Origin of the sequence: Kushneria indalinina DSM 14324 (assembly GCF_003385845.1) — a bacterium.
Lineage (GTDB): Bacteria > Pseudomonadota > Gammaproteobacteria > Pseudomonadales > Halomonadaceae > Kushneria > Kushneria indalinina.
The window spans coordinates 29,870-56,019 of the sequence record NZ_QRDJ01000006.1 but is presented as its reverse complement, the minus strand read 5'-3'; the positions used below and the strand labels follow the sequence as shown (position 1 = coordinate 56,019).

22 protein-coding genes are annotated in these 26,150 nt (G+C 62.9%); 12 read left to right on the top strand and 10 right to left on the bottom strand.

Annotated elements, in window-relative coordinates; translation table 11 throughout:
* Nucleotides 1-12: 12 nt before the first annotated feature.
* Nucleotides 13-933 carry a LysR family transcriptional regulator gene (locus tag C8D72_RS00280; protein WP_115852437.1) on the bottom strand — a complete coding sequence of 307 codons (921 nt, stop codon included), beginning with the start codon at nucleotides 931-933 and terminating at the stop codon, nucleotides 13-15.
* Between the two features lie 93 nt (nucleotides 934-1,026).
* Between C8D72_RS00280 and C8D72_RS00275 the strand changes: the two genes are divergently transcribed.
* Together C8D72_RS00275 and C8D72_RS00270 are read left to right on the top strand one after the other, a co-directional pair.
* On the top strand, nucleotides 1,027-1,947 hold the full coding sequence (locus tag C8D72_RS00275; protein WP_245955099.1) for an alpha/beta fold hydrolase: 921 nt from the start codon (nucleotides 1,027-1,029) through the stop codon (nucleotides 1,945-1,947).
* Nucleotides 1,948-1,980: 33 nt separating this feature from the next.
* On the top strand, nucleotides 1,981-3,060 hold the full coding sequence (locus C8D72_RS00270) for a tartrate dehydrogenase (protein WP_115852436.1): 1,080 nt from the start codon (nucleotides 1,981-1,983) through the stop codon (nucleotides 3,058-3,060).
* Between the two features lie 111 nt (nucleotides 3,061-3,171).
* Here the strand turns inward: C8D72_RS00270 and C8D72_RS00265 are convergent, their stop codons facing one another.
* The gene (locus C8D72_RS00265; protein ID WP_281271594.1) at nucleotides 3,172-4,815 is read right to left on the bottom strand and encodes a methyl-accepting chemotaxis protein; all 1,644 of its coding nucleotides are present in this window, start codon (nucleotides 4,813-4,815) and stop codon (nucleotides 3,172-3,174) included.
* Nucleotides 4,816-4,951: 136 nt separating this feature from the next.
* Between C8D72_RS00265 and C8D72_RS00260 the strand changes: the two genes are divergently transcribed.
* Entirely contained in the window at nucleotides 4,952-5,485 is a 534-nt protein-coding gene (locus C8D72_RS00260) for a lipocalin family protein (protein WP_245955098.1), read from the top strand.
* Between the two features lie 23 nt (nucleotides 5,486-5,508).
* Here the strand turns inward: C8D72_RS00260 and C8D72_RS00255 are convergent, their stop codons facing one another.
* On the bottom strand, nucleotides 5,509-6,072 hold the full coding sequence (locus tag C8D72_RS00255; protein ID WP_281271604.1) for a TetR/AcrR family transcriptional regulator: 564 nt from the start codon (nucleotides 6,070-6,072) through the stop codon (nucleotides 5,509-5,511).
* A 140-nt stretch (nucleotides 6,073-6,212) separates the two neighbouring features.
* On the opposite strand from C8D72_RS00255, the gene C8D72_RS00250 reads away from it, so the two are divergent.
* Together C8D72_RS00250 and C8D72_RS00245 are read left to right on the top strand one after the other, a co-directional pair.
* Nucleotides 6,213-6,590 (top strand): DMT family transporter, encoded by a 378-nt coding sequence (locus C8D72_RS00250; protein WP_115852434.1) that lies wholly within the window; start codon nucleotides 6,213-6,215, stop codon nucleotides 6,588-6,590.
* Nucleotides 6,572-6,892: a DMT family transporter gene (locus tag C8D72_RS00245; protein ID WP_115852433.1), complete on the top strand. Its 321-nt coding sequence runs from the start codon at nucleotides 6,572-6,574 to the stop codon at nucleotides 6,890-6,892. Before C8D72_RS00250 ends, C8D72_RS00245 begins: the two co-directional genes overlap by 19 nt.
* Nucleotides 6,893-6,908: 16 nt before the next feature.
* On the opposite strand, the gene C8D72_RS00240 is transcribed toward C8D72_RS00245, so the two are convergent.
* Both C8D72_RS00240 and C8D72_RS00235 read right to left on the bottom strand, forming a co-directional pair.
* Complete coding sequence (locus C8D72_RS00240; RefSeq protein WP_115852432.1) at nucleotides 6,909-8,159, bottom strand: ABC1 kinase family protein; 1,251 nt, start codon at nucleotides 8,157-8,159, stop codon at nucleotides 6,909-6,911.
* A 78-nt stretch (nucleotides 8,160-8,237) separates the two neighbouring features.
* Nucleotides 8,238-9,143, bottom strand: a complete 906-nt coding sequence (locus C8D72_RS00235; RefSeq protein ID WP_115853548.1) for a cation diffusion facilitator family transporter — start codon at nucleotides 9,141-9,143, stop codon at nucleotides 8,238-8,240.
* A gap of 103 nt (nucleotides 9,144-9,246) precedes the next feature.
* Between C8D72_RS00235 and C8D72_RS00230 the strand changes: the two genes are divergently transcribed.
* The 5 genes from C8D72_RS00230 to C8D72_RS00210 all read left to right on the top strand — a co-directional run bounded on the left by C8D72_RS00230 (nucleotide 9,247) and on the right by C8D72_RS00210 (nucleotide 13,523).
* Nucleotides 9,247-10,260, top strand: coding sequence for a succinylglutamate desuccinylase (locus tag C8D72_RS00230; RefSeq protein WP_115852431.1), 1,014 nt, complete (start codon nucleotides 9,247-9,249; stop codon nucleotides 10,258-10,260).
* Nucleotides 10,261-10,386: 126 nt separating this feature from the next.
* Complete coding sequence (locus C8D72_RS00225) at nucleotides 10,387-11,160, top strand: ABC transporter ATP-binding protein (RefSeq protein WP_115852430.1); 774 nt, start codon at nucleotides 10,387-10,389, stop codon at nucleotides 11,158-11,160.
* Nucleotides 11,161-11,176: 16 nt separating this feature from the next.
* Nucleotides 11,177-11,881 (top strand): ABC transporter permease, encoded by a 705-nt coding sequence (locus tag C8D72_RS00220; RefSeq protein WP_115852429.1) that lies wholly within the window; start codon nucleotides 11,177-11,179, stop codon nucleotides 11,879-11,881.
* A complete protein-coding gene (locus tag C8D72_RS00215; RefSeq protein WP_115852428.1) occupies nucleotides 11,881-12,606 on the top strand; it encodes an ABC transporter permease in 726 nt (241 codons plus the stop codon). The genes C8D72_RS00220 and C8D72_RS00215 overlap by 1 nt, the downstream gene beginning before the upstream one ends.
* A 125-nt stretch (nucleotides 12,607-12,731) precedes the next feature.
* Nucleotides 12,732-13,523: a transporter substrate-binding domain-containing protein gene (locus C8D72_RS00210; protein WP_115853547.1), complete on the top strand. Its 792-nt coding sequence runs from the start codon at nucleotides 12,732-12,734 to the stop codon at nucleotides 13,521-13,523.
* A gap of 102 nt (nucleotides 13,524-13,625) precedes the next feature.
* Here C8D72_RS00210 and C8D72_RS00205 read toward each other — a convergent pair whose 3' ends face one another.
* Nucleotides 13,626-15,089, bottom strand: coding sequence for a carbon starvation CstA family protein (locus tag C8D72_RS00205; protein ID WP_115852427.1), 1,464 nt, complete (start codon nucleotides 15,087-15,089; stop codon nucleotides 13,626-13,628).
* Nucleotides 15,090-15,367: 278 nt separating this feature from the next.
* Nucleotides 15,368-16,327: an alpha/beta hydrolase gene (locus C8D72_RS00200; protein ID WP_115852426.1), complete on the bottom strand. Its 960-nt coding sequence runs from the start codon at nucleotides 16,325-16,327 to the stop codon at nucleotides 15,368-15,370.
* Nucleotides 16,328-16,463: 136 nt separating this feature from the next.
* Between C8D72_RS00200 and C8D72_RS00195 the strand changes: the two genes are divergently transcribed.
* Nucleotides 16,464-17,498, top strand: a complete 1,035-nt coding sequence (locus C8D72_RS00195) for an FAD:protein FMN transferase (RefSeq protein WP_115852425.1) — start codon at nucleotides 16,464-16,466, stop codon at nucleotides 17,496-17,498.
* Between the two features lie 134 nt (nucleotides 17,499-17,632).
* Nucleotides 17,633-20,014, top strand: a complete 2,382-nt coding sequence (locus C8D72_RS00190) for an esterase-like activity of phytase family protein (protein ID WP_115852424.1) — start codon at nucleotides 17,633-17,635, stop codon at nucleotides 20,012-20,014.
* A 128-nt stretch (nucleotides 20,015-20,142) separates the two neighbouring features.
* Here the strand turns inward: C8D72_RS00190 and C8D72_RS00185 are convergent, their stop codons facing one another.
* From C8D72_RS00185 to C8D72_RS00175, 3 genes are read right to left on the bottom strand one after another with little or no spacing between them, the layout of a single operon-like run.
* Complete coding sequence (locus C8D72_RS00185; RefSeq protein ID WP_115852423.1) at nucleotides 20,143-23,379, bottom strand: efflux RND transporter permease subunit; 3,237 nt, start codon at nucleotides 23,377-23,379, stop codon at nucleotides 20,143-20,145.
* Nucleotides 23,376-24,539, bottom strand: coding sequence for an efflux RND transporter periplasmic adaptor subunit (locus tag C8D72_RS00180; RefSeq protein WP_115852422.1), 1,164 nt, complete (start codon nucleotides 24,537-24,539; stop codon nucleotides 23,376-23,378). The genes C8D72_RS00185 and C8D72_RS00180 overlap by 4 nt, the downstream gene beginning before the upstream one ends.
* A complete protein-coding gene (locus C8D72_RS00175; RefSeq protein ID WP_115852421.1) occupies nucleotides 24,536-25,990 on the bottom strand; it encodes an efflux transporter outer membrane subunit in 1,455 nt (484 codons plus the stop codon). The genes C8D72_RS00180 and C8D72_RS00175 overlap by 4 nt, the downstream gene beginning before the upstream one ends.
* Nucleotides 25,991-26,150 lie beyond the last annotated feature (160 nt).

Genomic DNA, 26,150 nt, shown 5'->3' with positions numbered 1-26,150 from the left:
GTATCCGCACTTCTAGTCCGCCTCCCGCCCGGGCAGCGGCGGGAGTCGCTCGGCAAGCCCGGTGGTCATGGCATCGATAAACCGGGCGATCCGTTCCGGAATAAAGCGCTGCTGGCGATGTACCGCCATGAAATCCATGCGTGGCGTCTCAAACCCGGGCAACACTCTCTTGAGCGTGCCCTGCGCCAGCGGCTTTTGTACCTGCCACCAGGAGCGATAGATGATGCCGTGGCCGGCCATGGCCCAGCGCGTCACGCTCTCCCCGTCATTGCTGCTCATCGTGCCGCTGACCCGCACACGTCGCTCCTGCCCGTCCCTGATAAAGCGCCAGTCCTCAAAGCCGGCTTCGCGCTCGCGCACAACCAGACAGTTGTGCTGGGCCAGCGCCTCCGGTGTGGTCGGCCAGCCCGCGCGTTCAAGATAGTCCGGCGCGGCACACGCAATGCGCTGACTGGCCAGCAGCCGCCTGGCCCGCAGCCGGGAATCGGGCGGTGGCCCCACGATGATGCCGATATCCAGATCATGGGCCAGCAGATCACGCGGATAGTCGCTCAGATCCAGCAGCACCTCCACCTCCGGATGCTCGCGGGTGAACTGCTCGATCATCGGCGCCACGTGAGCGCGGCCAAACCCGAAGGTGGCATTGACCCGCAGCTGTCCGGACAGGGCATGGCGCTGCGCACCCAGTGACGCTTCCAGATCATCAAGCTCCTGCAACAGAAAGGCGCCCCGCTGTAGATAGCGTTCGCCTTCGCCGGTCAGCGCCAGGCGCCGCGTGGTACGTCGCATGAGCTGGACGCCCAGGCGTTTCTCCAGCTGCGCCAGCCGCTTGCTCACCGCCGACAGCGACAGCCCCAGCGCCTGCGCGGCCTGCGTCATCGACTCGTGACGGGCCAGTACCTGAAAAAAGTGCAGATCGCTGATGGCCTTCATGACCCCCTCCCTGTCGATTATCTACCTGTGTTCAATAATCAATTGCGTGATGGAGCGATTATAAACGCCAGATGATCCTCTAGAGTAATGAACATGACGGACACCACGCAGGGGCTTTCCATGCTCGAGATGTTCAAGACCTTCGATCTGGACGTGAATGGCATCACCCTCCACGGACGCGCCGGCGGCGAGGGCCCGCCGCTTCTGCTGCTGCACGGTCATCCGCAGACGCATGTGATCTGGCATCGGGTCGCCCCGGCGCTGAAGGATCATTTCCATGTCGTCATGGTGGATCTGCGCGGCTACGGTCACTCCTCGAAGCCGCCGGGCGATGCCGAGCATGTCGCCTACAGCAAACGTGTCATGGCCGAAGACATGGTGGCACTGATGCGTTCGCTGGGGTTCGAACGTTTCGCCGTGCTGGCCCATGACCGCGGCGCCCGCGTGGCGCATCGCCTGTGTCTGGATCACCCGGAGCGGGTCGAGCGCGCCATGTTTCTCGATATTGCCCCGACGCTGGACATGTACGAGCGCACCGACCGCGCCTTCGCCAGCGCCTATTTTCACTGGTTCATGCTGATCCAGCCCGCACCGCTGCCCGAGCGGCTGATCGAGAACAATCCGCGCGCCTGGATCGACGGAGTGATGGGCAATCGCCATGCGGGGCTGGCGCCCTTTGCTGCCGAGGCCCTGGCGGCCTATCGCGAGGCGATGATGCTGCCGGGCACGGCCCATGGCATGTGCGAGGACTACCGCGCCTCCAGCACCATCGATCTGGAACATGATCGTCTTGATCGTGACGCCGGCCGGCGCATTCACTGTCCCCTCAGGGTGCTCTGGGGCCAGCATGGCGTGATCGAAAAACTGTTTGACCCGATGGCGCTGTGGCAGGCGTGCGCCAGTGACGTCAGCGGTCGCGCCCTGCCCTGCGGTCACTACCTGCCCGAAGAGTGTCCCGACGAGATCATCGACGAGACGCTGACCTTTTTTAACGCCCCTGCGGGCGCTGCCTGAACCTCACAAGCTGAATATCACAAGGAGAATCTCATGAGCCATCACATTGCAGTCATCCCCGGCGACGGTATCGGCAATGAAGTCATGCCCGAGGGCGTACGCGCCCTGGAAGCCGCCGCCCGGCGCTTTGATCTGGATCTCAAGTTCACCGATTTCGACTTTGCCAGCTGCGACTATTTTGATCGCCACGGCAAAATGATGCCCGATGACTGGCGTGACCAGCTGGGCGGCATGGATGCGATCTTTTTCGGCGCCGTCGGCATGCCCGAGCGCGTACCGGACCACATTTCGCTGTGGGGCTCGCTATTGCAGTTTCGCCGCTCCTTTGATCAGTACGTCAATCTGCGCCCATGCAAGCTGATGCCCGGCATCAAAAGCCCGCTGGCAAATCGCAAGCCCGGCGATATCGATTTCTACGTGGTGCGGGAAAATACCGAAGGCGAGTACTCAAGCGTTGGCGGCAGGATGTTTGAAGGCACCGACCGCGAGGTGGTGATTCAGGACACGGTCATGACCCGCACCGGCATCGATCGCGTGCTGAAGTTTGCCTTTGATCTCGCCATGACCCGCCCGCGCAAAAAGCTGACGTCTGCCACCAAGTCCAACGGCATCTCGATCACCATGCCCTACTGGGACGAGCGCGTGGCGGAGATGGCCAAAGGTTATTCGGACATCAGCGTGGACAAGTTTCACATCGATATCCTGACGGCCAATTTCGTGCTGCACCCGGACTGGTTTGACGTGGTCGTGGCCAGCAACCTCTTTGGCGATATCCTCTCCGATCTGGGCCCGGCCTGCACCGGCACCATCGGCGTGGCGCCGTCGGCCAACATCAACCCCGAAGGTCACTTCCCGAGTCTTTTCGAGCCGGTCCACGGCAGCGCACCGGATATCGCAGGCCAGGGCATTGCCAACCCGATCGGTCAGATCTGGTCGGCGGCGATGATGCTGGAGCATCTGGGCCATATCGATGCCGGCAAGGCGGTGGTGGATGCCATCGAGCGCGTGCTGGCAGCGGGCCCGGAGAATACGCCACTGACGCCGGATCTGGGCGGCAAGGGCACCACCAGTGAGCTGGGTGAGGCCATCGCCGAGGCGATCAAGGCCGGCTGATCGGCTGCCGTCATAACAGCGCCACCGCTGTCATGACGCCATGAAAAGGTGCCATAAAAAGCAGGGCCGCATCACGACAGTGATGCGGCCCTGCTGTCATGCCCGTACGGGTCAGATCCTGAAGCGAACCACCGACTGATACAGGCGCCCGGACTGCTCTTCCAGCGACGAGGCAGCCGCCGCGGCTTCCTCGACCAGCGCCGCATTTTGCTGGGTCACCTGATCCATCTGGCTGACGGCCTGATTGACCTGCTCGATACCGCTGGTCTGCTCCTTGGAGGCCGCGGCGATCTCGGCCATCAGGTCGTTGACCCGACGCGAGCTCTGGGTAATGGTCGCCATGGTGTTATCGGCTTCATCCACCAGGGTGGTACCGCTGGCAACCTGGGTCACCGAGCGCTCGATCAGTGCCTTGATATCGCTGGCAGCGGTCGCCGAGCGACTGGCGAGCTGGCGAACCTCACCGGCCACCACCGCAAAGCCACGACCCTGCTCACCGGCACGCGCCGCTTCAACGGCAGCGTTGAGTGCCAACAGATTGGTCTGAAAGGCGATGCTGTCGATCATGGTGATGATTTCGCTGATCTTGCTGGAGCTTTCGCGAATCTCGCCCATGGTCGACACCACACGCTTGATGACCTCACGGCCGCCGTCCATCTCGCTGCAGGCCGTCTGGGAAAGACGGGTGGCCTGGGCGGCGTTGTCGGCGTTCTGACGTACGGTGGCCGTCAGCTCTTCCATGCTGGCGGCCGTTTCTTCAAGCGACGCCGCCTGCTGCTCGGTACGGGCAGACAGGTCATTGTTGCCGGCGGCAATTTCACGCGCACCGACATCGATCGACTCGCTGGCCTGGCGGATGTTGGCAATCGTGTCGCCAAGCTCGGCGCGCATGTGCTCGATATGGTAGAGAAGGCTGTTCTGATCACCGCTGCGCAGGTCAAGACGTGTGCCCAGCCGGCCGTCCGAGATTTCACGCACACACTCGATGGCATAGGCAGGCTCGCCGCCCAGACCGCGGTAGATGCTGCGAATGACCAGCAAAAACGCCACGGTCAGGGCCGCACCGACGGCCGCCAGCAGACCGATGTACTGCAGGAGCTTGACCATGAAGGCGCTTCGGATATCGTCGGTATAGACTCCGGCGGCCAGGTTGATCTGCCAGGGCGCAAAGCGCTCGACATAGCCCAGCTTGGGCAACAGCTCTTCACCGTTGGCAGCACGGGAGTCGTAGTTCACAAACCCGCTACCGCTGGCCAGCGCCTTTTTCAAAAGCTCACCATAGACAGCAACGCCATTGGGATCGGTATAACCAGACATGTCTTCACCCTTCTCACGACGGGGGTGATAAAGCACCCGAGCACTGTCATCAAAGGCAAAGATATAGTTCTGACGGTCATCGCCAAAGCGCATGCCGCCCAGCGCATCCAGCGCGCGTGACCGGGCCTCGAGCTGGGTAAATTCGCCCGCACTGGCCCGCTCCTGATACCGATGAAACACGGTTTCGGCAATTCCGACGGTCGCCTCCAGCCCCCGTTCGCGCTCGTCAAACATCATGTTGCGGGCGTTCCATGCCATGCTGGTCACCAGCACCAGCAGCCCGACCCACATCAGGGCCAGAATGGCGAACATCTTCTTTTTCAGCGTCCAGTTGCCAAGACTGAACCCGGCACGACCACGCTGTGTCGCTTTCACGTTATGTTGAGAAGCGGTGTGCTCCTCCGGTGTCATATCCGTCCAGCCTGCCTGCGACGCCATGTCTCTCTCCCTGCGGGCCTCGTGCCCATTTCCTTGCACCGTAACGGCGCGACTCATGCACAACATCGGCCGGTAATGGCTAGACTTGAGGTGATTCGAACCAATGCCACATCAATTTTACCGGCGGGAGCATGACATGCCTGATATGGCCGATCTGAAGGGGTTACTGGGAAGTCTGGCGAGCGCCATGGGCGGTGAAACGGGCGTCCCGACGGGATGCCGGGCCGTGGAAGGTTTCGAGCTGGATCGCTACCTGGGCCTGTGGCATGAAATCGCGCGACTGGATCACAGCTTCGAGCGGGGCCTGACACAGGTCACGGCGCACTACGCGATGCGCGATGATGGCGGCGTGGCGGTCACCAATCGTGGCTTCAACCCGGATGACAACGAGTGGGATGAGGCCGAAGGCAAGGCGTACTTTGAAGAGGGCCCGGAAATCGGCCGGCTGCGCGTGGCCTTTTTCGGCCCGTTTTACGCCGGCTACAACATCCTCTGGCTTGATGATGCGTATGAGCATGCCATCGTGGCCGGCCCCAATCATCACTATCTGTGGCTGCTGGCGCGCACCCCTGACGTGGGCCAGGTCATGCTGGACCGAATGTATCAGATCGCTCAGGCCAACGGCTTCGATACGCAGGCGCTGATGACGGTCTCGCACTCGGTCTCGTAAACCGTTCCCGATGCTGGCGTTGCTCATCGGTTGGCGAGAATACCGACCCGAAAGACGCGCCAGATACTGTTCAGACGCTGGTCAAAGGTCTGGCGATCATAAAGGAAGCTCTCGCTGAAAAGCCCGTCAATAACGCAGTAGGTCATGGCAATAAAATCGGCTTCAGCAAGATCATCGCGTAGCACACCCTGCGCGATGCCCTCCTGAAAGGCCCGTTTCAGCAGCGCGTCGATGGCGGTCTCGCTGTCGCGGCTGATCTGCTTGAGCGATGTGGCAAGCGAGGGCGGCGGAAACAGCAAAAAGCGCTTGTAGAACACCCCCTTGCCCGAATCAAAGATGAAGTCGCTACAGGCGTGCAATAAGGCCTGAAGGCGATGCTCGACGCTTTCCTCACCGGCAAGACTGTGCTCAATGACCTCGAGCATCTGCGCCTCGACCTCTTCCACCAGCGTCAGAAAGAGCGCCTCCTTGCTGACGAAGTGGTTATACAGCGACGGCGTTCGAATGCCCACTTCCCGCGCAATGGCCGACAGCGGCGTGGCCTCGTAGCCCTGTTCGGCAAAAAGCCTGAGGCCGGCTTCCCTGATACGCGTTTCGGTATTAATGACAATGCCCCTTTAAGTGATGTGTCCGGGGGTTGCTGCAACGTGCGGACAGGACTAGACTAACTAACGATCGTTAGCTTAACAACCCTGCAGGTTACTCCCTCGCAGAAGAGAGGTTTTCAATGGCATCAAAATGGTGGCTGATGCTGCCGGCCACGCTTTGTGAGATTGGCTGGGCGCTGGGCGCCAAGTACGCCCAGGGCGCTGTGGAGTGGCTGGCCACCCTGGCGCTGGTCACCCTGAGTCTGGGACTGGCCACGTGGATGGCCCGTACCCTGCCGACCACCACGGTCTACACCGTGTTTGTGGGTCTGGGCGCCATGGGTACCGTGGCGGTGGACATCCTCTTTCTGGGCGCGCCGTTCAATATCCTGACGCTGATGCTGGTCATTACCCTGCTGGTGGGCGTGATCGGGCTCAAGCTCTACTCTTCCAGCGGCCCCTCCAGCGGTTCTTCCAGCGACAGCGACAAGGAGGCAACATGTACTGGCTCGCATTGATCGTCTCGGGGCTTTTCGAAGTGGTCGGCGTGACCGGCATCGAAAAATTCAACCGCGGTTCGCGCCAGCGGGGCCTTGCCATGCTGGTGGTCGGCTTCGGGCTGTCGCTGGGGTTTATCTCCTTTGCCATGCGCGAGATCAGCCTGGGGATCGCCTACGCCGTCTTCACCGCCATCGGTACGGTCGCCAGTGCCCTGCTGGGCATGTTCTTCTGGGGTGAGTCGAAAAGCCCGATCCGACTGGGCTTTATTGCCCTGATCATTGCCTCGGTGGTCGGGCTCAAGCTGGTATCGGGCGGTTAATGACGCGACCCGGGCGTCACTTTCCCTCTCGCGCCCAGGCCAGCAGCGGCCGGGTGCGGGCATGCATGTCCAGCCGCGCCTTGAGCCGCACCATGTTCCAGTAGTGGCCGTTGAGCGTGCGTGACAGCAGCATGGTGTCGGCCGGCGGCTGCAGCCGGTCCATCGCCGACCAGACCTTCGGGCTGATTTCGCGCAGACGATAGTGAATGCGCGCGTCGCTGAAATCCTGTTCGCCGGGTTCGAACAGCGGTCGCATGGCCGCGGCAGATTCGCGATACAGCGCCAGCGGCGCGCCCTCCCCCTGACGTCCGCCCATCGAGCGCAGCGCCTCGTCCATGCCCATCGGGTCATCCTCGATCGCCGCGCCCAGCAGTCGCATCATCGAGCGCAGCCGCGCTTCGGGCACGCTGATCACCGCCCCCAGGTCATAGACGATCAGCCGCCCTTCATCATCAGTGGCGAAGTTGCCGGCATGGGGGTCGGCGTGCAGCTCCCGATGGGTAAAGAGCTCCTCGGTGAGCCAGTCGCCCAGATTGGCCGCCAGCCTTTGTCGCACGGTATCGTCCAGCGTTTCGGCCTCGCGCATGGGAATGCCCGGCAGATAGCGCATGGCCAGCACCCGATCACCGGAATACGCCGCCAGCGGCTCGGGAAAGCGCAGGCCGTCATTATCGGCGTAGCGTTCCCGGTAGCGCGTAAGTGCCTCGAACTCGGCCTGGTAGTCGAGCTCCTTGCGCAGGCTGTCGGCAAACTCGTCGAACATGGCATCCAGGCGCGCCTGGGGCACCTTCATCCAGCGCATCAGACGCATCATGCGGCGTACCTGTACCAGGTCCTGCTCCAGCACGCGATCCAGGCCCGGATACTGCACCTTGAGCACCAGGGTCTCGCCGTCATGGGTGGTGGCGCGGTGTACCTGGCCCATGGAGGCGCTGGCAAAGGGGATGGTCTCGATCTCGGCGAAGGCGACCTCAAGGTCGCCGAACTGCTCCACCAGGGTGCGGCGGATCTCGTCCCACGGCATGGGCTGGGCCTGGCGCTGCAGCCGGGCCAGCTGTTCGGCCAGCGCCGGCGGCAGCAGGTCATCCCATTGCGCCATGATCTGGGCCAGCTTCATGGCCGGCCCCTTGAGCTCGGACAACTCGTTGAAGAGCTGCTCGCCGAGCACGTCCCAGCCGGCGTCACGGCCCATGCGCGAGCGCAACACGGCGCCCCCGGTGCGAGCGCCCATGCCCAGCATTCGGCGCGTTCTGCCTCGTTCTCTCATCAACGTGACTCCTTTCAGGCGTTCGTGTCTGACGCCTTCGTTGTGACGTGAAGGCCACGCCGTGCCTGAGTATCCGGATTACATCCAGCGCTCATCGGCCGTAAAGCAGACCGTGAACCAGCGATTCTGCGGATCAATGTCCAGCGCCGCGCCAATCCGGGCGCGTATTTCATCCAGACTCGCCACGCCTTCGCGTGCGGCAAATTCGGGCGTGGTCAGGATGTGAATCTCGATAAAGTGGCCGCGTCCGGTGCGGGCCACATGACTGTAGTAGTGCCGAAACCCCTCACGCTGCATGATCGTTGCCATCACCTCATGGACCTGCTGATCCAGCTCGCGTGGGGCGATCAAGAGCACCTCCTTCATCGCCCGCACCACGATGCCGATGGGCACGGGCAGAAAGCACAGGGTCAGGATCGCCAGCAACACCACATCCACATAGGGCGTGTAGAAGGCCCAGACCGTCTGCTCGATGATCAGCGACAGCGTGAAGGCCACGATCAGCGTCGAGGTGATCAGCCCGGCCATCAGCCAGCTCTGGGCATCGATGCGAATGAAGACCGAATCGATACGGGCGTTGACGCGCCGCTCCATGCGATACATGGCAAGACAGATCACGGTCACCACCACGGCATAGCCCAGCGCCGGGCCAAAATCGAGCGCATGACCGCCCTTGATGATGCCCTGCACGGCGTTGAGAAAGGCGTAGAGACACAACAGCGTCAGGATGGCGCCGTTGAGCGCCGCCACCAGCGGCTCCAGATGCCAGAAGCCGTGCTGAAACCGGTCGCTGCTCTCGCGCATGGCCAGACGGGCCACAAAAAGCGACAGCGCCGACATGACCGAATCGATCGCCGAGAACATGCCATCAAACAGGATGGACTCCGACCCCGAGATCAGACCAAAAACGATCCCCAGCAGCGACACACACAGGGTCGCCAAGATCGAGCGTTTAAGGGTCTGCTGCTCCAGCCGGGCATCCATGGTCATTCTCCGAAATTGTCGCCACCACCCCCGGTGTCACGCATTGAGACGGCGCCTTTGACGTACACTACACGATGCAGACCACAAAAGACGGGGGGCGAACATGTCGCTGAGCGATTACTTTGCTGATTTCATTGAGGCCGATGAGCTGACAGTCTGGTCGAATCGTGACGCATTGCCAGGGATCTCGGTGACCGAGCATGCCCCGGGGGTGCTGGCGCTGATGCCCGGGGCGACCGCGCCCGACGCCGAGGCCACCATCATTTCCGCCGGCATCCACGGCAACGAGACCGCCCCGATCGAGCTCCTCGGTGAGCTTGTGGCGGCACTTGATGCCGGACAGCTGCGCGTGGGCGCCCCGACCCTGCTGATGCTGGGCAATCGGCGCGCCATCATGGCCGGCAAGCGCCATGTCGATACCAACCTCAATCGGCTCTTTCGCCGTGACACCCTGCTGCGCGATGACGAGCGCTTCGAGTGCCAGCGCGCCCGGGAGCTGATGCAGGCCGTCGATCAGTTCATGGCAGAGGTCTCCGGGCCGGTGCTGCATCTGGACATGCATACCGCCATCCGCGACAGTCGCTATCCCCGCTTTGCCGTCGAGCCCTTCAGCGACACACCCACGCCGGATAACCTCTGGCGGCAGCTGGCCGATGCCGGCATTCAGGCAGGGCTCTCCCAGCATCAGCACAGCTGGACCTTTTCGCACTACACGCGCCACTATCACGGCGCCATGAGCTTTACGCTGGAACTGGGGCGCGTGGCCCCCTTTGGCGGCAACGACCTGGAACCGCTCGCGCCGATGCTGGACCTGCTGCGCGCGCGCATCGCCGGCGCCACGGTCAGCGCCCCGGGCAGTGCCACGCTGGTGCGCTTTGAGGTCACCGATGAAATCATGCGCGAAAGCGATGACTTCCGCCTCTGTTTTGCCGAGGATATCGCCAACTTTACTGAATTCGCCCCGGGCAGCCGTCTGGCGATTGATGGCGCGCACGGCGAGTGGATCGTGGAAGGGACTCCGGCCCATATCGTGTTCCCCAATGCCCGTGTCGAACGTGGGGCGCGTGCCCTTTTGCTGGCCCGGCCCGTGACGCAGGCCTTGCCCGAAAGCCAATGATCCCATCGGACGGGCGCACGCCGGTCGGGCCTGTTAACATGCGCCGCCAAACACCTCGGGTCGCCGCATCAAAAACGGCCTGTCGCATGATTTCATACCACGAATGACAACCTTCAGGAGAGTGCCTTGGCCGACGCCTCCATTCCGCTGATCGTCAGCGACATCCATAAACGCTTTGGCGACAATGAAGTACTCAAGGGCATCTCGCTGGAAGCCAGAAAGGGCGATGTCATCACCCTCATTGGTGCCTCCGGTTCGGGCAAGAGCACCTTTTTGCGCTGCATGAACCTGCTCGAGCGCCCGGACAGCGGCGAGATTACCGTCCACGGCGAGCCGATCAGCTTTCGCCAGACCCGCCACGGGCGCGAACCGGCTGACCGGGGCCAGCTCGAGCGTATCCGCACGCGGCTGTCGATGGTCTTTCAGAGCTTCAACCTCTGGGCCCACATGACACTGATCGCCAACGTCATCGAGGCGCCCATCCACGTGCGCGGTGTTCCAAAGGCTCGCGCCCGGGAACAGGGCATGGCGCTGCTGGAGCGAGTCGGCCTTGCCGATCGGGCCCATTACTATCCGGCCCAGCTCTCCGGCGGTCAGCAGCAGCGCGGCGCCATCGCGCGGGCGCTGGCGATGGAACCCGAAGTCATGCTCTTTGACGAGCCCACCTCGGCACTTGACCCGGAGCTGGTCGGCGATGTGCTCAGGGTCATGCGCGAGCTCGCCGACGAGGGCCGCACCATGATCGTGGTCACCCACGAGATGGACTTTGCCCGCGACGTTTCCAATCAGGTGGTCTATCTCCACCAGGGCATGGTCGAGGAGCAGGGCAACCCGGCGGAGGTGCTGACCCACCCGCGCTCGCCTCGCCTGCGCCAGTTCCTCGCCCCGCGCGGACGTTAACCCCAGGGAGACTGCCATGATCGATTTTCAGGGCTATGGCCCCCGTCTTCTCGAGGGCGCCCTGCTGACCCTTGAACTGGCCGTACTGTCGCTGTTGCTGGCGGTCGTGCTGGGGCTTTTGACCGCCAGCGCCCGCCTGTCGCGGCTGGCCGTTTTGCGTCTGCCGGCGATTGTCTACACCGTCATCATTCGCGGCGTGCCCGACCTGGTGCTGATGATGCTGCTGTTTTACGGCGCCCAGATCGGTATCAATGCGGTCACCGACATGATCTACGACCGCTGGGGCTGGGACATTTTCATCAACGTTGACCCCTTTGTGGCCGGCGTCATCACCATCGGACTGATCTTTGGCGCCTACATGGCCGAAACCTTTCGCGGCGCCTTTCTGGCGGTTGATCAGGGTCAGGTCGAGGCGGCCGAGTCCTTTGGCATGAGCAGCTGGCTGCTGTTTCGCCGCATCCGCTTTCCGCTGATGATGCGCCACGCCCTGCCGGGGCTTGGCAACAACTGGATGGTGCTTTTGAAAACCACCGCGCTGGTGTCGATCATCGGACTGTCCGACATGGTGCGCGTGGCGGCAGAAGCCACGCGGGCGACCCACCAGACCTTTTTGTTCATGATTCCGGTGGCGCTGGGCTATCTCGCCATCACGTCCGTGTCGGAAATTGTCATGCAGTGGCTCAAAAAGCGCTATAACGCCGGATTCGAGGAGACGCCGTAATGCAGGAACTGCTGCAGTCCCTCGCCCCCTGGCTTGATGACAATGCCATCTTTACAGCCTCAACGCTGGCGCAGTACTGGGACGGCTTCGTCAACACCGTCCAGCTGGTCTTTATCTCGCTGTTGCTCGGGCTGTTTCTGGCCGTGCCGCTGGCCATTGGCCGTGCCAGCCCGATCCGGGTCATCAGCAGAATGATCTGGCTGTTTACCTGGGTCTTTCGCGGGACGCCACTGCTGATCCAGCTCTATATTGCCTACTACGGCCTGGCCTTTATTCCGGGCGTGCAGGGCAGCATTGTCTGGCCACTGATCAAGGACCCACTCTATCCGGCCCTGCTGGCGTTCACGCTCAACACGGCGGCCTATACCACCGAGATCTTTTATGGCGCCATCAAGGCCATGCCGCGGGGCGAGCTGGAAGCCGCGCGCGCCTACGGCATGTCACCCATGCTGGCCTATCGCCGCATCATCCTGCCCAGCGCCCTGCGTCGCGCCCTGCCGGCCTACGGCAATGAGGTCATCTTCATGCTGCACGCCAGCGCGATCGCAAGCGTTGTGACCATTGCCGATCTTACCGGCGTGGCCTACAACATCTACTCGCGCTATTACGCCCCCTTCTCGGCGTTCATCTTCGTGGCGCTGTGCTACATGGTGCTGAGCTTTGCCATCCAGGGCATCTTCAGGCTGCTGGAAAAGCGCATGCTGGCCCATTTAAAGCCGCGCTGAGGCGCTCCGAGACCACCATGACCCCCTTACACGCTGTTACAGCGCTTGCATCCAAAGGGGGGATCATGGTGATAATCCAGCGTCGACCCGGGTCACCGGGCGGTCCTTTTAAAAGAGAGACAATGATGAAAAGACTACTGACGGTTTCACTGCTGGGGGCAGCGATCGCTGCCGGCTCGGCGCAGGCGCGTGATTACGATACGGTCCGTATCGGCGTGGATATTCCCTACGTCCCGATGGAGTACCGCACGCCGTCCGGCGAGCTGGCAGGCTTTGACATCGAGCTGGGCAATGCGCTGTGTGAGCAGGCCGAGCTCAAGTGCAACTGGGTCGAACAGGGCTGGGACGGCATCATCCCCGGACTCATGTCGCGCAAGTTCGACGCCATCATGTCTTCGATGACCATCAACGATGAGCGCCGCCAGCAGGTACTGTTCTCCGATCCTTATCTGGTACCGCCCTCTGCCTGGTTTGCGCCTGCCTCGACGGATCTGGCAGGCGTTGACTCAAATGATCTCAAGGATCGCAGCATCGGCGTGCAGCGCGGCACCGTCCAGGACAACTACGTGACCGATGAGTTTGGCGACGTGGCCAATATCCAGCGCTACGCCAGCGCCGATGACGTGGCCGTGGATATGGAAACCGGCCGTCTGGACATCGCCTTTCTGGACTACCCCACCGGTCAGGCCGCGCTGCTTGAAGGCGGCGAGTACAAGACCCTGGGCGAGATGATGACCGAGCCGAAGGAGTACTTCGGTGACGGCTTCGGCATGGCCTTCCGCCAGCGCGACGAGGCGCTGGCCGAGAAATTCAACGAGGCACTTGCCACGCTGAAGTCCAACGGCACCTATGACGAGATTCACGATAAATACTTCAACGAAGACGGCACCAACGCCCCGCAGCCGGATCAGGAGTAACCTGCGCCCCGCGGCCATCGTGTATATTGTGTATTGAACGAACAAGCCCCCGTCGGTGACGGGGCCTTTTTTATGCGCCTTTACAGCATGTTGTACTGCCGATCAGACCGCGCCGGCAAGCGTTGCGCCTTGTGCACCGGGCTCTGCAGGTTCATCGACGGCAAAGATGCCGCCCGAAAGCCGGCGCACCCGCTTGATGAACAGCGCCAGCGCCACGGCGGTGCCGAGTGCGGCCACGATATAGGCCACGCTCAAGGGCAGCCCAAAGCCGATCGGTGCCCAGGCGATGTAGGTAAACGTCGCCATGGTCATGAACAGCGCCGGCAACAGCGTCAGCCAGTAGGTTTTTTTGGCCAGAATCAGATACATGGTCGCGACCCAAAGCGCGATGACCGCCGTGGTCTGATTGGCCCACGAGAAATAGCGCCACAGCAGCGTGAAATCCATATGGGTCAAACCATAGGAGATCACGAACAGCGGTGCGGCGACCATGATGCGTTTGGCGAGCGGACGCTGACCGATGTGGAGATAGTCGGCAATGATCATGCGCGCGCTGCGAAAGGCGGTATCGCCCGAGGTGATCGGCAGTACAATCACGCCCAGCACCGCCAGCGTGCCGCCCACGGCGCCCAGCAGATTGACCGACACGCTCTGCACCACGGCTGCCGGCCCGCCCTGCGCCAGCACCTGGGAGAGGCTGCTGTCACCGTGGAACAGGCTCATGGCCGCCGCCGCCCAGATCATGGCGATCACGCCTTCGGTAATCATCATGCCGTAGAAGATCTTGCGACCGTTGTTCTCATTGCCGGTGGTGCGCGAAATGATCGGCGTTTGCGTCGCATGAAAGCCCGACAGCGCCCCGCAGGAGATGGTCAGGAACAACAGCGGGAAGATCGGCGCGCCTTCCGGATGCATATTGGAGAAATTGAGCTCCGGAATCGGGGCGCCGCGCACGATCATCATGAGGCCGATCCCGGCGGCGCTGAACACCAAAAGCGCCCCGAACCACGGATAAATTCGCCCGATCACCTTGTCGATGGGCAACAGCGTGGCCAGCAGATAGTAGGCAAAGATCGCCAGCGTAATGACGGTCAGCGACACCGGCAGCATGTTGGCCAAAAGCGTCGCCGGCGCCGTGACGAACACGGTGGCTACCAGCAGCAACAGCAGCAGTGCGAAGAAGTTGACCACGTGCTTCATCACCCGGCCCAGAAACTTGCCGGCCAGCTGCGGCAGATGCGCGCCATGATTGCGAATCGAGATCATGCCGGTGAGATAGTCATGCACGGCGCCGGCGAAGATGCAGCCCACCACGATCCAGATAAAGGCCACCGGCCCATACAGTGCGCCCAGAATCGGCCCGAAGATTGGCCCGACGCCGGCAATATTCAACAGCTGGATCAGCGCATTGCGCTTGGTGCCCATGGGCAGATAGTCGACGTCATCGCGCAGCGTGTGTGCCGGCGTGGGACGGCGGTGATTGGATTCGAAAACGCGTTCCACAAACTTGCCGTAGGTGAAATACCCCACTACCAGCAGCACGATTCCTGCCAGAAAGGTCACCATATCGATATGCTCCTTGACCCTTGCGCACGCGACATCCCGGATCGATCCGATCCGGTGAGTGCGGCCACGGTCGCCTGTGAGGTTTTTGTAACCCGCAGAGCTTATTCACCTGCCGGAGAGGTCGACAGATGGACCTTGGTGGAATAAACAAAGGTCGTAGACGCTAACGACACTCTGCTCAGCCTTTCATGGACGCTGAAGTGCGTAACGAAGCACGCCTGGCATTGTATAAAATAAAAGCCAGGCGCGCTGTCGGCAGGCAAGAGGCGAAAACGAACTCAGGCGGCAGGAGAGACCAGCACCCGACGCAGCCAGGCGCCACATTCATCGATGGCCTGGTCGGCCTGAACGTGCTGGCCGAGCCGGCGGATAAAGGCGTGGATCATGCCGTAGTAGTGACTGTGGCGCGTCAGTACGCCCTGCTCGGCCAAAAGCGCGGCGTAGCGCACGCCCTCGTCACAGACCGGGTCGAACTCCGCCGTCATGACCAGCGCCGGCGGCAGTTCGGCCAGATCACGACGCTCAAGCAGCATATTAAAGGGGTGGGCGCGTGCCGCCTCATCCGGCAGGTACTGCTCGATGTACCAGTCACGCGCATCGCGGGTGAAGCCGTAACCGCTGGCATGGCGCGCCAGCGACGCCACGCCCTCGCGCTGCAGATCCAGCATGGGATAGAGCAGACACTGCCCGCGCAGCGCCGGGCCGCCCTCATCACGCACCCGCAGGGCCGTCAGCGCCGCCAGCAGCCCGCCGGCGCTGTCACCGGCCAGCGCCAGGCGCTCGCTGTCACCGCCGAAGTTGCCGGCATGACGCCCGATATAGCGCACCGCCGCCAGCGCATCGTCCGGTGCGGCCGGAAAGGGGTGCTCGGGCGCCAGGCGATAGTCGACAAAGGCCACAATGGTTTTTGAGGCGCGACACAGTGCGCGACAGATCACGTCATAGGTGGCCAGCGAGCCGGTCACGAACCCGCCGCCGTGGAAGAACACCGTCACCGGTCGTGGCCCGCTCGAACCATGCACGATGGGATAATAGAGCCGCAGCGTCATGGCCCCGGCCGGTCCGGGAATATTGATATCCCGGATTTCCGCCACCGGATAGGCCAGCGGCGGGCGCTGGATTTTCAGGTTGGCCTGGTCGGCGGCGGCGCGACGCTGGGCCACACTCATGGCGCTGACATCCGGCGCCCTGTCGGCCGCCTCCTGCAGCCAGCGTCCAAACTGCGAATCCAGTGGCATATTCCCCTCCCATGACGTGGCAACAAGCCCTCAGCGTAACCTGAATGGAGCTGCGCGTCGCGATGACGCACAATGGATGATTTGTTCACCATCGCCCTGAGGGTGAATACGGACTCATTTCTGTCAATGGTTGCTCATGAACACACGCGCGCTTCTCCCCGCCACCTCCATTATTGCTGCCCTGGTGCTGGTCGGCTGCGACCGCATTCCCGAGATTGAACTGGCCCAGGGCGAGGCGCAGGGCACCACCTATCACGTCAAATGGTGGGCCGAGGATGCCCCGGCCCATGACGACATCGAAGCAGATCTGGCCGGCGTTCTGACACGGATCGATGAAGAGATCTCGACCTATCGCGACGACTCCTGGATTTCGCGCTTCAACGCCAGCCGCAGCACCGACTGGCAGGACGCCCCGCCGGAGGTCATTCATCTGCTGCAGGTTGCCCGACAGGTGCATGAGCGCTCGGAGGGCTGTTACGACCCGACCTTGGCACCGCTTTTCACCCTGTGGGGCTTTCAGGATGAAAACTTCCGGGTGCCGTCAGAACATGAGATTGGCGAGGTGATGGCCCACACGGGCCTTGAACATCTCGACATCGATGCCGACCAGGGGCGGATTCGCAAGACGATTCCCGAGCTGTCGCTGGATCTCTCCTCGATGGGCGAAGGCCACAGCGTGGACCGTATCGCCGCGATGCTGGAATCCCACGGCATCGACAACTATCTGGCCGAGCTGGGCGGTGACATGCGCATCCGCGGCGCCAAACCCGACGACGAGCCCTGGCGCGTGGGGATCGAGGCGCCCACCCCGGGCGAGCGCCGGGCCGGCAATATCGTCACCGTCAACGACCGCGAGGGGCTCTCTCTCAATACCTCCGGCACCTATCGCCGCTACTTCGATGACAGCGGCCACGCCTACGGCCACATTCTCGACCCGCGCAGCGGCACCCCCGCCACGCATGATCTGGTCTCGGCCACCGTCTTTGGCACCGAGGCCGCCGTCAGTGATGCCTGGGCCACCACCATGCTGTGCCTGGGGCGCGAGGAAGGCACCCTGGTGGCCAACCGCGAAGGGCTGCCGGTCTATCTCATTGAACGCCACGGCGACAACGACTTCACCGACAGCCGCACGGCCGCCCTTGAGCAGAGCCAACAACTCACGCTGGAATAGCACCAGAGCCGATCAGTGGGTAACGCAAACGCCGCATCGCGTTACCCACCGATAACCGGATCGCCATCGCACTGTCATGAGGCCTGCCAATACTCGAGCGGTGTCCTTCTGCCCCGCCACTGCCAGGAGCTCTCATGACCGCCTCGACCCCGGATATCCGCGTTGCCACCTATAATGCCTCGCTCAACCGTGACAGCGCCGGTGCGCTGCGTGACGACCTGATCAACGGTGACAGCCAGGCACGCGACATCGCCGCTGTCATCCAGCAGTCCCGCCCCGATGTGCTGTTGATCAACGAGTTGGATTACGACCCCGCTGCGGCCGAGCTCTTTCGCGAGCACTACCTGAGCACGTCTCAGGGTGACGCGCCGGGGATCGATTACCCCTACGCCTTCAGCGCGCCGGTCAACACCGGCGTCGCCTCCGGCGTGGATCTGGACGGCAGTGGCGAGGCCACCCCCGGGGCACCGGGCTACGCCGACGATGCGCTGGGGTTTGGTCAGTTCACCGGGCAGTACGGCATGCTGGTGCTGTCGCGCTACCCGCTTGAGACCGAGGACATCCGCACCTTCGGTGATTTTCTCTGGAAGGACATGCCGGGGGCGCGACTGCCGGACAACCCGGAGACCGCTGACACGGGCGACTACTACTCGGATGCCGCGCTGGACGTGCTGCCGCTCTCCTCCAAGAGCCACTGGGACATCCCGGTCAACGTCGACGGCGAGATCATGCACCTGCTTGCCTCGCACCCCACACCGCCCAGCTTTGACGGCCCGGAGAATCGCAACGGCCTGCGCAACGCCGACGAGATCCGCCTGTGGGCCGACTACGTCACGCCCGGCAAGGGTGACTACCTCGTGGACGACCAGGGGCGCAGTGGTGGCCTGGAGGCCAACGCGCGCTTCGTGATTGCCGGCGATCAGAACGTCGACCCGCTGGATGGCGACAGCCTGCCGGGCGCCGCCCAGCAGCTGCTGGGGCATCCGCTGATTGCCGCCGGTCTCACACCGGACAGTGAGGGCGGCGTGGTTGCCGCACTTGAACAGGGCGGCGCGAATGCCACCCACCGCGGCGACCCGCGCTTTGATACCGCCGACTTCAACGACGAGGCCCCCGGCAACCTGCGTGTGGATTACGTGCTGCCCTCGGACCAGGGCCTGACCCGGCTGGATGGCGGCGTGTTCTGGCCGGTTGAGGGTGATACCGGAAGCGAGCGCGTCGAGGCTTCCGATCACCGTCTGGTGTGGGCCGATCTCGCCATTGATGACAATGACACACAGGTACAGGACATCGAGTTCATCGGCCAGACCGCCTTTGACAGCGGCACCGAATTCCAGAACACCACCCTGGGCGGGCTGTCGGGACTGACCCGCGATCCGGTCAGCGGCGAATACCTGGCCATCTCCGATGATCGCAGCGAGTACGACGATGCCCGCTTTTACAGCCTGCGCATCGATCTGGACGACGGCGCGCTCAATGATGGCGATGTGCGCCTGACCGATGTCACCACCCTGCGCCAGCCCGGCGGAGAGCCCTGGGCGGCCGGCGAGATCGATCCCGAAGCGATCGCCATCACAGCGGACGGCACGCTCTATATCGCCTCCGAGGGCGACAGCAACCAGCGCATCGATCCTTTCGTTAATCTGTTTGCCCGCGACGGCGAGCAGATCGATGCCATCGACCTGCCGGAGATTCTGAGTCCCGATGGCGACGGCAGCTGGGGCGTGCGCAACAACCTGGCGCTGGAAAGCGTCACCCTGACGCCCGACGGCGAGCACCTGTTCACCGCCACCGAAAACGCCCTGGCCCAGGACAGCCCGGCCGCAGCGCTGGATACCGGCAGTCCGTCGCGCATTCTGAGTTTTGACCCTGACAGCGGCGAGGCGCTGGGACAGTATCTCTATCCGGTCGAGCCCACGCCGCAGGCGCCTGTCGAGGAAGATGGGTTCTCGACGAACGGGCTGGTTGAAATGCTCGCCCTTGATGAGCACCACTTGCTGACGCTGGAGCGCGGCTTTGCCGAAGGCGCCGGCAACGATATTCGCCTCTACGAGATCGATCTCTCACGGGCCACCGACATCAGCCACCTCGATAGCCTTGAAGAGGCCACCGGCATGATTCGTCCGGTGCAGAAAACGCTGCTGACCAGTCTCAACGACTACGGGTTCGAGCCGGACAACGTCGAAGGCATGACGTTTGGCCCGGCACTGGCCGATGGCCGCCAGAGCCTGATTTTGACCTCGGATGACAACTTCAGCGACACCCAGAGCACTCAATTCATTGCGCTTGCGCTGGCGTTTGATGAAGCGGGCGCTGACGAACCCACCCCACCGGCATTCGACGAGACGTTCAGCCTGCTGCCAGCAGCGCTCCACCCCGCCACCATCTTGGCCTCGCTGCTGGGCGATATCGCCGCACTGCCCGGCGGCGCTCAGGCCCTTGGCCTTCTCGGCGAGCAGGCCGGCGCCACGCTTGCCGGCGTGACAGAACCCGGTGACTGGCTGATGGCCGGCTAAGTACCGGAGACGTTAATACGCCGCGGGGGCTTTGGGCCCTCGCGGCGTCTATTAATCAACTCACGTACGGATCAACCCATGGCCGGATCAAGCCGCCAGCCCTCTCCAGGCTGGCGGTTTTTCGTTTCCTAGTCCAGCACCTCGGCCTCGCTGGCATCGGCCGGGGTCAGCAGGTAATAGAGCGCCGGCACCACGAACAGCGCCAGCAGCGTGGCCGAGACCAGTCCGAAGATGATCACCAGCGTCAGCGGCCGATAGCTGGCGCTGCTTATGGCCAGCGGAATCAGCCCGACAATAGTGGTCAAGGCGGTGGTCAAAAGCGGGCGCAATCGGCGCGCGGCTCCTGCGGCGGCGGCCTCGGCCACGCTCATGCCCTCCCGAAGGAAGCCGTTCATGGTGTCGACCATGATGATGCCGTTGTTGATCGCAATCCCGATCAGCGACACCAGCCCGATCATGGCAAAGAACGAAAACGAGATGCCGAACGCCCAGAAGCCGATGGCAGTGCCGATAATCGCCAGCGGCATGGTGGCAAAGATGATCAGCGCCTGGCGAAAGCTGCTGAATACGATCACCAGCACGCCCACCACCAGGGTAATGGCCACCAGCATCGCAATGCCGATCGAGCCGACGGTGTCGGAGGTCTCGGCGGATTCACCGCCGATCGCCACCCGATAGCCCGGCGGCCAGTCACGCTGTAATGCTTCAAGCCGTGGCGCCACATCATTCATGATTTCGGTCACGGTGCGGCCCTGGTTCTTGGCCATCACGGTCAGGGCGCGCTCGCCGTTAACATGGGAAATGGCAATTGCCCCCTCCGACTGTACCGGCGTCATGAGCTGGAACATGGCAATGGAGCGGCCATCCTGCTGGTAGGCGCGCACGCGGGAAAACTCCTCGACACTGCCGGGACCGCCCGCCTCGCCCTGCTGGCTGGGCCACTCCGTGCCCAGGCGAATATCGATATCATCCTGGTCATCCGAAGTGGCAAAGGTGCCGATGATATCGGAGCTGAACGCAATACGGACCTGAGCGGCCAGCTCGTCATGCGTGATGCCAAAGAAACTGAGCGCCTCCCGATTGGGCTGCAGCGCCAGCTGCGGCTGCGGTGCGCCCAGATTGTCACGCACATCCACCACGCCGTTCGTTTCGGAGAGCACCTCCTGTACCTGAAGCGACAGCGCTTTCAGGGTGTCCATGCTGCCGCCGATGAGCTGCATCTCGATCGGATCGCCGGCAGAAGGACCGCTGCTTTCGGGCACGACCAGCAGTTCCGCCCCCGCCACGTTATCTCTCAGATAGTCGGCCAGCTCGGTCCGCAGGGTGTCCGCCAGCACCCAGGAATCTTCATCGCGCTGATCGCGGGATTTGAACATCACCGAGAAGCCGATGAAGTTCTCGGCCTCACTGGGCTGCAGCGAGGAAGCCGCCGAGCCACCCGCGAAGGGGCTCTTGAGTCCGACCAGCTTGGTCACGCTCTCGAAGAAAGGTTTCTCGCGGAGTCTGTCTCCCACTTCATCGGCAATCAGCTGAGAGGTTTCCAGCGGCACAGTGGGCGGCAGCTCGATATTGATCCCCAGCCGCTCGCCATCCGACGCCGGGAAAAGCTCAAGGCGCGCCTGGCTAAACGCCACGATCGACACTAAAAACAGGGCGGCCGCGCCCGCTACCCAGAGCCAGGACTGCCGGCGGCTGGCCAGAATATAGCGACTGCTCCAGCGCTCCAGCCCGTCCACGGCCCGCTGGGTCACCCGATCCGCCATCCCCGGCTTTTTCTCTCCGCTTGATCGGGTCTGCCTGCCGAGCAGCACCCGGGACAGGGGCACCGCACAGAGCATCGCCACGATAAACGAGAGCACCAGACAGATGATGATGGTGGTGGGCAGTACCCGGACGAAGGCCCCCATGGTGCCGCCGATCGACATCAGGGGCGCCAGCGCCAGCAGGGTCGTGATCTGGGCTGCAAACACGGGTACCGCGTAGCGCCTGACGGTGATCAGCGCCGCCTGGCCGAAGGTGCGCCCGTTACGGTGGATTTCATCGTGCAGGCCCTCCATCAGAATGATGAAGATATCGATGATCATCACCAGCGCGATCACCATACCGATAATCACCAGCTCGTTGAGCGAGTAGCCAAACATCAGGATGACCAGCAGCACACCGGCAAAGGTCACGGGCACCGCCAGACCGGCCACGATCGCCTCGCGCCACGAAATCGTGATGAACAGGATGGCGAAGACCACCAGCATGGTCTGCAGGGCGCTGCCGAACACCTCCGACAGCGAGTCCTGAATCTGAACGCCGCCATCCTGCAAAATGGAGTAGTGCACCTGGTCGGACCAGGCGTTGGACGCCTCGAGATCGGCAAGTGCGGCGCGGATACGCGCCACCAGCTGCACCGTATCCGCCCCCGGTGACTTGGTGATGGAAATATCCAGCGAGGGCTGATAGTCATCGCCGCGTTCGCTGAAAAACGCCCGCGAGGTCTCGGCTTCCTGCATGCGCTTGACGGTGGCGACCTCGCCCAGGGTCAGTGCCCGGGAGCTATTGCTGTTCTCCAATCGGGAGATGGGCAGCGCGCGCAGATCCTCGATATCCGAAAAACGCCCTTCAAGGCGCACAACGGCGCCAATCTCCTGGCTGCGCACTTCACCAAAGGGCTGCTCGATATTGGCCTGCTGTACGGCGTCGCGTATCGCGGTAGGCGACACCCCCAGCGCCAGCAATCGCTCGGGGTTGAGCAGGATCTGGACGATATCCTCCCGCTCCCCGCCGATATTGACCTCGTTGACGCCCTGAACGCGCTCCAGCGCATCGCGAATCTGACGGGCGGTCTGATTGAGCGTGGCGGCGCCGGCATTGCCGTGAAGCGCCAGACTCATGATCGGGCGGTCATCCACCGAACTCTGACGGATCCGAGGGCTCTCGACATCCGAAGGAAAGGAAGATTCGGCATCGGCCACGGCGGCGCGCAGCCGCGTCATGGCATCCACGGTATCGCTTGATGCCTCAAACTCGATGGAGATGGTAGACAGCGAATCAAACGAGGCACTGTTGACCGATTTGACGCCGCTGAGCGTAGTGATTTCGTCCTCGATGGGATCGGTGATCTGCCCTTCCACCGAGCGCGGGTCGGCACCGGGCCAGGCCGTGGTGATACTGGCCTGGGGAATGTCCAGATCGGGCAGCGCCTCCTGCACCAGTGCCGAGTAGGCGAAGAGCCCGCCCATCAGCAGGGTCAGGGTCAAAAGGACCGCGAAGATCGGCTTGAGAAAGAAAAAGCGCATCAGCGGGTGGGCGCTTCGCACCTCGGGCGTTTCGCTTTTGCGTTCCGGTTTGGCCGGCGGTGGCGTCGGTGTGGTCATGGCTGCGCCTCGATGAGTCTGACGCGCTCACCGTCGGCCAGTCTGGCCCGTCCATCGGTAACCACCCGCTCTCCCGGTGATAGGCCCTCCACCACTTCCCGACGCTGGCTGGCCTGCTGGCCGAGCTGCACGCTGCGCTCGTGAACGCGGCCCTCGGCCTCGTCATACACGTAAACGAAGGCCTGATCGTTTAAAAAGCGCAGGGCATCCACCGGCACGGTCAGTACATCCCTTTTCTCGGGCTCGGCCATCCAGGTGGCCACGAAGGCGCCATCCTGCAGGCGCGGATGATCCTCGGTGGTGTGAATGATGATTTCAAAGGTCCGCGTTTGCGGGTCCAGTGACGGACTGATGGCATGTATCTCGCCTGACACCTGGTTTTCCAGTCCTTCGGGGTCGACACCCTCCATGCGCTGCGGTGGCCGCCCGCCAATGATCGCGCGCGCCCCCACCTCGATCTGGTCAAAATTATAGGCGGGCAGATCCACACGCACCTCGAACCGGGTGGGATCGATCACCAGCGCCGGCACTGTCTGCAGGGCACTCTGTTCGGAGGTGGAATCCACGGTGCTGGGCATGAAGTAGCGTCCCTGCTCGATGTTCAGGCGGGCCAGAACCCCATCGATGGGCGAGACGAGCCGGGATTCATCGAGCATGACCTCGGCCTGGGCGATCTGCGCCCGGGCACTGCCCTGCGTCGCCCGCGCCTGCTCGACCTCCACTCGCGCCTGATCCAGTTCCTGGGCAGACGCCGAGCGCTGCTCGATCAGTCGCTCATACCGTTTCTCGGTGACCTGCGCCAGCGACAGATTGGCTTTTGCCTCACTCATGGCCGCACGCGCGGAAGCCAGTTCCGCCTCCAGTCGCTCCGGGGCCTGATGGGCAATCAGCTGCCCCTTGCTGACCGGCGCACCCACGCGCAGGTCCTGATCCACGTAAGAGACCCGGCCCTGTTCGGTAAAACTCAGGTATTCACGCTGCATGGAGCGGGCGGTACCCTGGCTGTAGACCCACCCCTGCAGGGACGTCATTTCGGCGGGCTGTACGCGCACGCTGACCGCTGGCGCCTCCTGTGCCGGCGCCTTTTCGTCTTCGCCACCGCCGCAGGCGCTTAACATCAGCAACAGGGCCAAGCCCGGGGCCATGAGGATCATTTTCATAACGCAGAAGTTCCTGTAACAGACGGATCAAGCGCCGAGACGGTGTCGAAACCGCCTCCCAGAGCAAGATGCAGGGCAATACGATTTTCCAGCCGATCATATTGGGCGGTGATATACGCACTGCGGCTGTCCAGTGCACGCTGCTGGCTCTCCAGTACGTTCAAAAAAGGCTCAATGCCCTGCCTGTAGCGGTTAAACGAGACACGTACCGCTTCCTCGGCGTAGCCGGCCGATTCATCGGTTTGGGTGACGCGCTGTGCCAGCAGGTTGTCCACGGCAAGCGCCGTTTCGACTTCCGACAGGGCGGTAAGCGCCACCTCGACATAGGCATAAAACGATTCATCGAGCTGGCCTTCCGCCACATCGGCCTGGGCACGCAGCCGCCCGCCCTGGAATATCGGCTGTACGAGGTTGCCCGCAATCGTCCAGATGAAGGAGCCACTGCTGAAGAGCTCCGACAGTTCGCTGCCCGTCGAGCCCGTGCTGCCGGTCAGTGACAGCGACGGCAAAAAGGAGCGCTCGGCCGCCCCCAGACGATAGTCGGCCGCCAGCAAAGACCACTCGGCGCTGCGCACATCGGGCCGACGGGCCAGCAGTTCCGCAGGAACACCGGCGGCGGGCAGCGGTGGCACCGCGGGCAGTTCGCGGGTGGTGACCAGCCCGCCAGCGGGATAGTCGCCCATCAGGGTTTCCAGCTGACGCGTCACGCGGGCCAGATTTTCACGACGCTGTTCAAGCCCTGCCCGGGCAGAGCCGAGGTTGGCATAGGCCAGGGTGACATCGGTTGGCGAGACGATCCCTTCGTTAACGCGGTTCTCGACCTGACGGGCAAACTCGCTGAGCGCCTTGACCGTACGCTCGGAGAGATCCACCTGGGCGCGGGCCTGGACGACGTCAAGATACAGCGACACGACATCGGCCACGAGGGACTGGTGCATCCCCCTGAGCTGCTCGCTGGCAGCGAGGAAATCCGCCTGGCCCGCCGCCGACAGGGAAGAAAGACGCCCCCACAGATCGACTTCCCAGCTGACATCCAGCGTGGCGTTATGGCTGTTGGTGATGGAGTAGCCCTCCCCCTCACCGCCGGGTATCCCCACGCCGGGGCGACGCTGTCGAGAACTGTTCAGTCCGGCGCTGAGTTGAGGCAGGAGATCGGCGCGATCACCCCGGGACTGCGCCTCGGCAATGCGCGCCCGCGCAATGGCCTGTGCAAGCCCCGGGTTATGGTCCAGAGCGCGCTCGACAAAACGGTTTAACTGCGTGTCGTCAAACTCGCGCCACCAGGTGTCCGACACAAAGGCCTCCTGCCCGGACACGGCCAGAAAGGCGCCCGGCAGTTCGACCGGCAGCGGGGTCTGCTCGGGCCGGTGCACCGTCGTGCAGGCGGATACCAGCAGCCCGAGACATAAAGGAGCCGCTGTCCTGCCCAGCATTGATAATGACATCAGCATGTGCTCAATTCGTTGCAGGTCGTCGCAGCAACCGCCCGGGGTGGTACCCCACCGGGCGCCGCGATTTTGCCGGGGAGAATATCAGAAAAGCGTCAATGGCAAGCTGAAAGCAAAGGAGAGAAACAGGGCTAAATGAGGCGCTGACGCAGACAACCGCCCG

Excerpts from the sequence above, each read along its gene's own strand:
- C8D72_RS00240 (WP_115852432.1), bottom strand. The coding sequence starts at position 8,159 with ATGAGAGAACGAGGCAGAACGCGCCGAATGCTGGGCATGGGCGCTCGC.
- C8D72_RS00265 (WP_281271594.1), bottom strand. The coding sequence starts at position 4,815 with ATGGCGTCGCAGGCAGGCTGGACGGATATGACACCGGAGGAGCACACC.
- C8D72_RS00175 (WP_115852421.1), bottom strand. The coding sequence starts at position 25,990 with ATGCTGATGTCATTATCAATGCTGGGCAGGACAGCGGCTCCTTTATGT.
- C8D72_RS00195 (WP_115852425.1), top strand. The coding sequence starts at position 16,464 with ATGAACACACGCGCGCTTCTCCCCGCCACCTCCATTATTGCTGCCCTG.
- C8D72_RS00190 (WP_115852424.1), top strand. The coding sequence starts at position 17,633 with ATGACCGCCTCGACCCCGGATATCCGCGTTGCCACCTATAATGCCTCG.
- C8D72_RS00185 (WP_115852423.1), bottom strand. The coding sequence starts at position 23,379 with ATGACCACACCGACGCCACCGCCGGCCAAACCGGAACGCAAAAGCGAA.
- C8D72_RS00270 (WP_115852436.1), top strand. The coding sequence starts at position 1,981 with ATGAGCCATCACATTGCAGTCATCCCCGGCGACGGTATCGGCAATGAA.
- C8D72_RS00210 (WP_115853547.1), top strand. The coding sequence starts at position 12,732 with ATGAAAAGACTACTGACGGTTTCACTGCTGGGGGCAGCGATCGCTGCC.
- C8D72_RS00215 (WP_115852428.1), top strand. The coding sequence starts at position 11,881 with ATGCAGGAACTGCTGCAGTCCCTCGCCCCCTGGCTTGATGACAATGCC.
- C8D72_RS00200 (WP_115852426.1), bottom strand. The coding sequence starts at position 16,327 with ATGCCACTGGATTCGCAGTTTGGACGCTGGCTGCAGGAGGCGGCCGAC.
- C8D72_RS00260 (WP_245955098.1), top strand. The coding sequence starts at position 4,952 with ATGCCTGATATGGCCGATCTGAAGGGGTTACTGGGAAGTCTGGCGAGC.
- C8D72_RS00180 (WP_115852422.1), bottom strand. The coding sequence starts at position 24,539 with ATGAAAATGATCCTCATGGCCCCGGGCTTGGCCCTGTTGCTGATGTTA.
- C8D72_RS00205 (WP_115852427.1), bottom strand. The coding sequence starts at position 15,089 with ATGGTGACCTTTCTGGCAGGAATCGTGCTGCTGGTAGTGGGGTATTTC.
- C8D72_RS00280 (WP_115852437.1), bottom strand. The coding sequence starts at position 933 with ATGAAGGCCATCAGCGATCTGCACTTTTTTCAGGTACTGGCCCGTCAC.
- C8D72_RS00250 (WP_115852434.1), top strand. The coding sequence starts at position 6,213 with ATGGCATCAAAATGGTGGCTGATGCTGCCGGCCACGCTTTGTGAGATT.
- C8D72_RS00220 (WP_115852429.1), top strand. The coding sequence starts at position 11,177 with ATGATCGATTTTCAGGGCTATGGCCCCCGTCTTCTCGAGGGCGCCCTG.
- C8D72_RS00245 (WP_115852433.1), top strand. The coding sequence starts at position 6,572 with ATGTACTGGCTCGCATTGATCGTCTCGGGGCTTTTCGAAGTGGTCGGC.
- C8D72_RS00275 (WP_245955099.1), top strand. The coding sequence starts at position 1,027 with ATGACGGACACCACGCAGGGGCTTTCCATGCTCGAGATGTTCAAGACC.
- C8D72_RS00230 (WP_115852431.1), top strand. The coding sequence starts at position 9,247 with ATGTCGCTGAGCGATTACTTTGCTGATTTCATTGAGGCCGATGAGCTG.
- C8D72_RS00235 (WP_115853548.1), bottom strand. The coding sequence starts at position 9,143 with ATGGATGCCCGGCTGGAGCAGCAGACCCTTAAACGCTCGATCTTGGCG.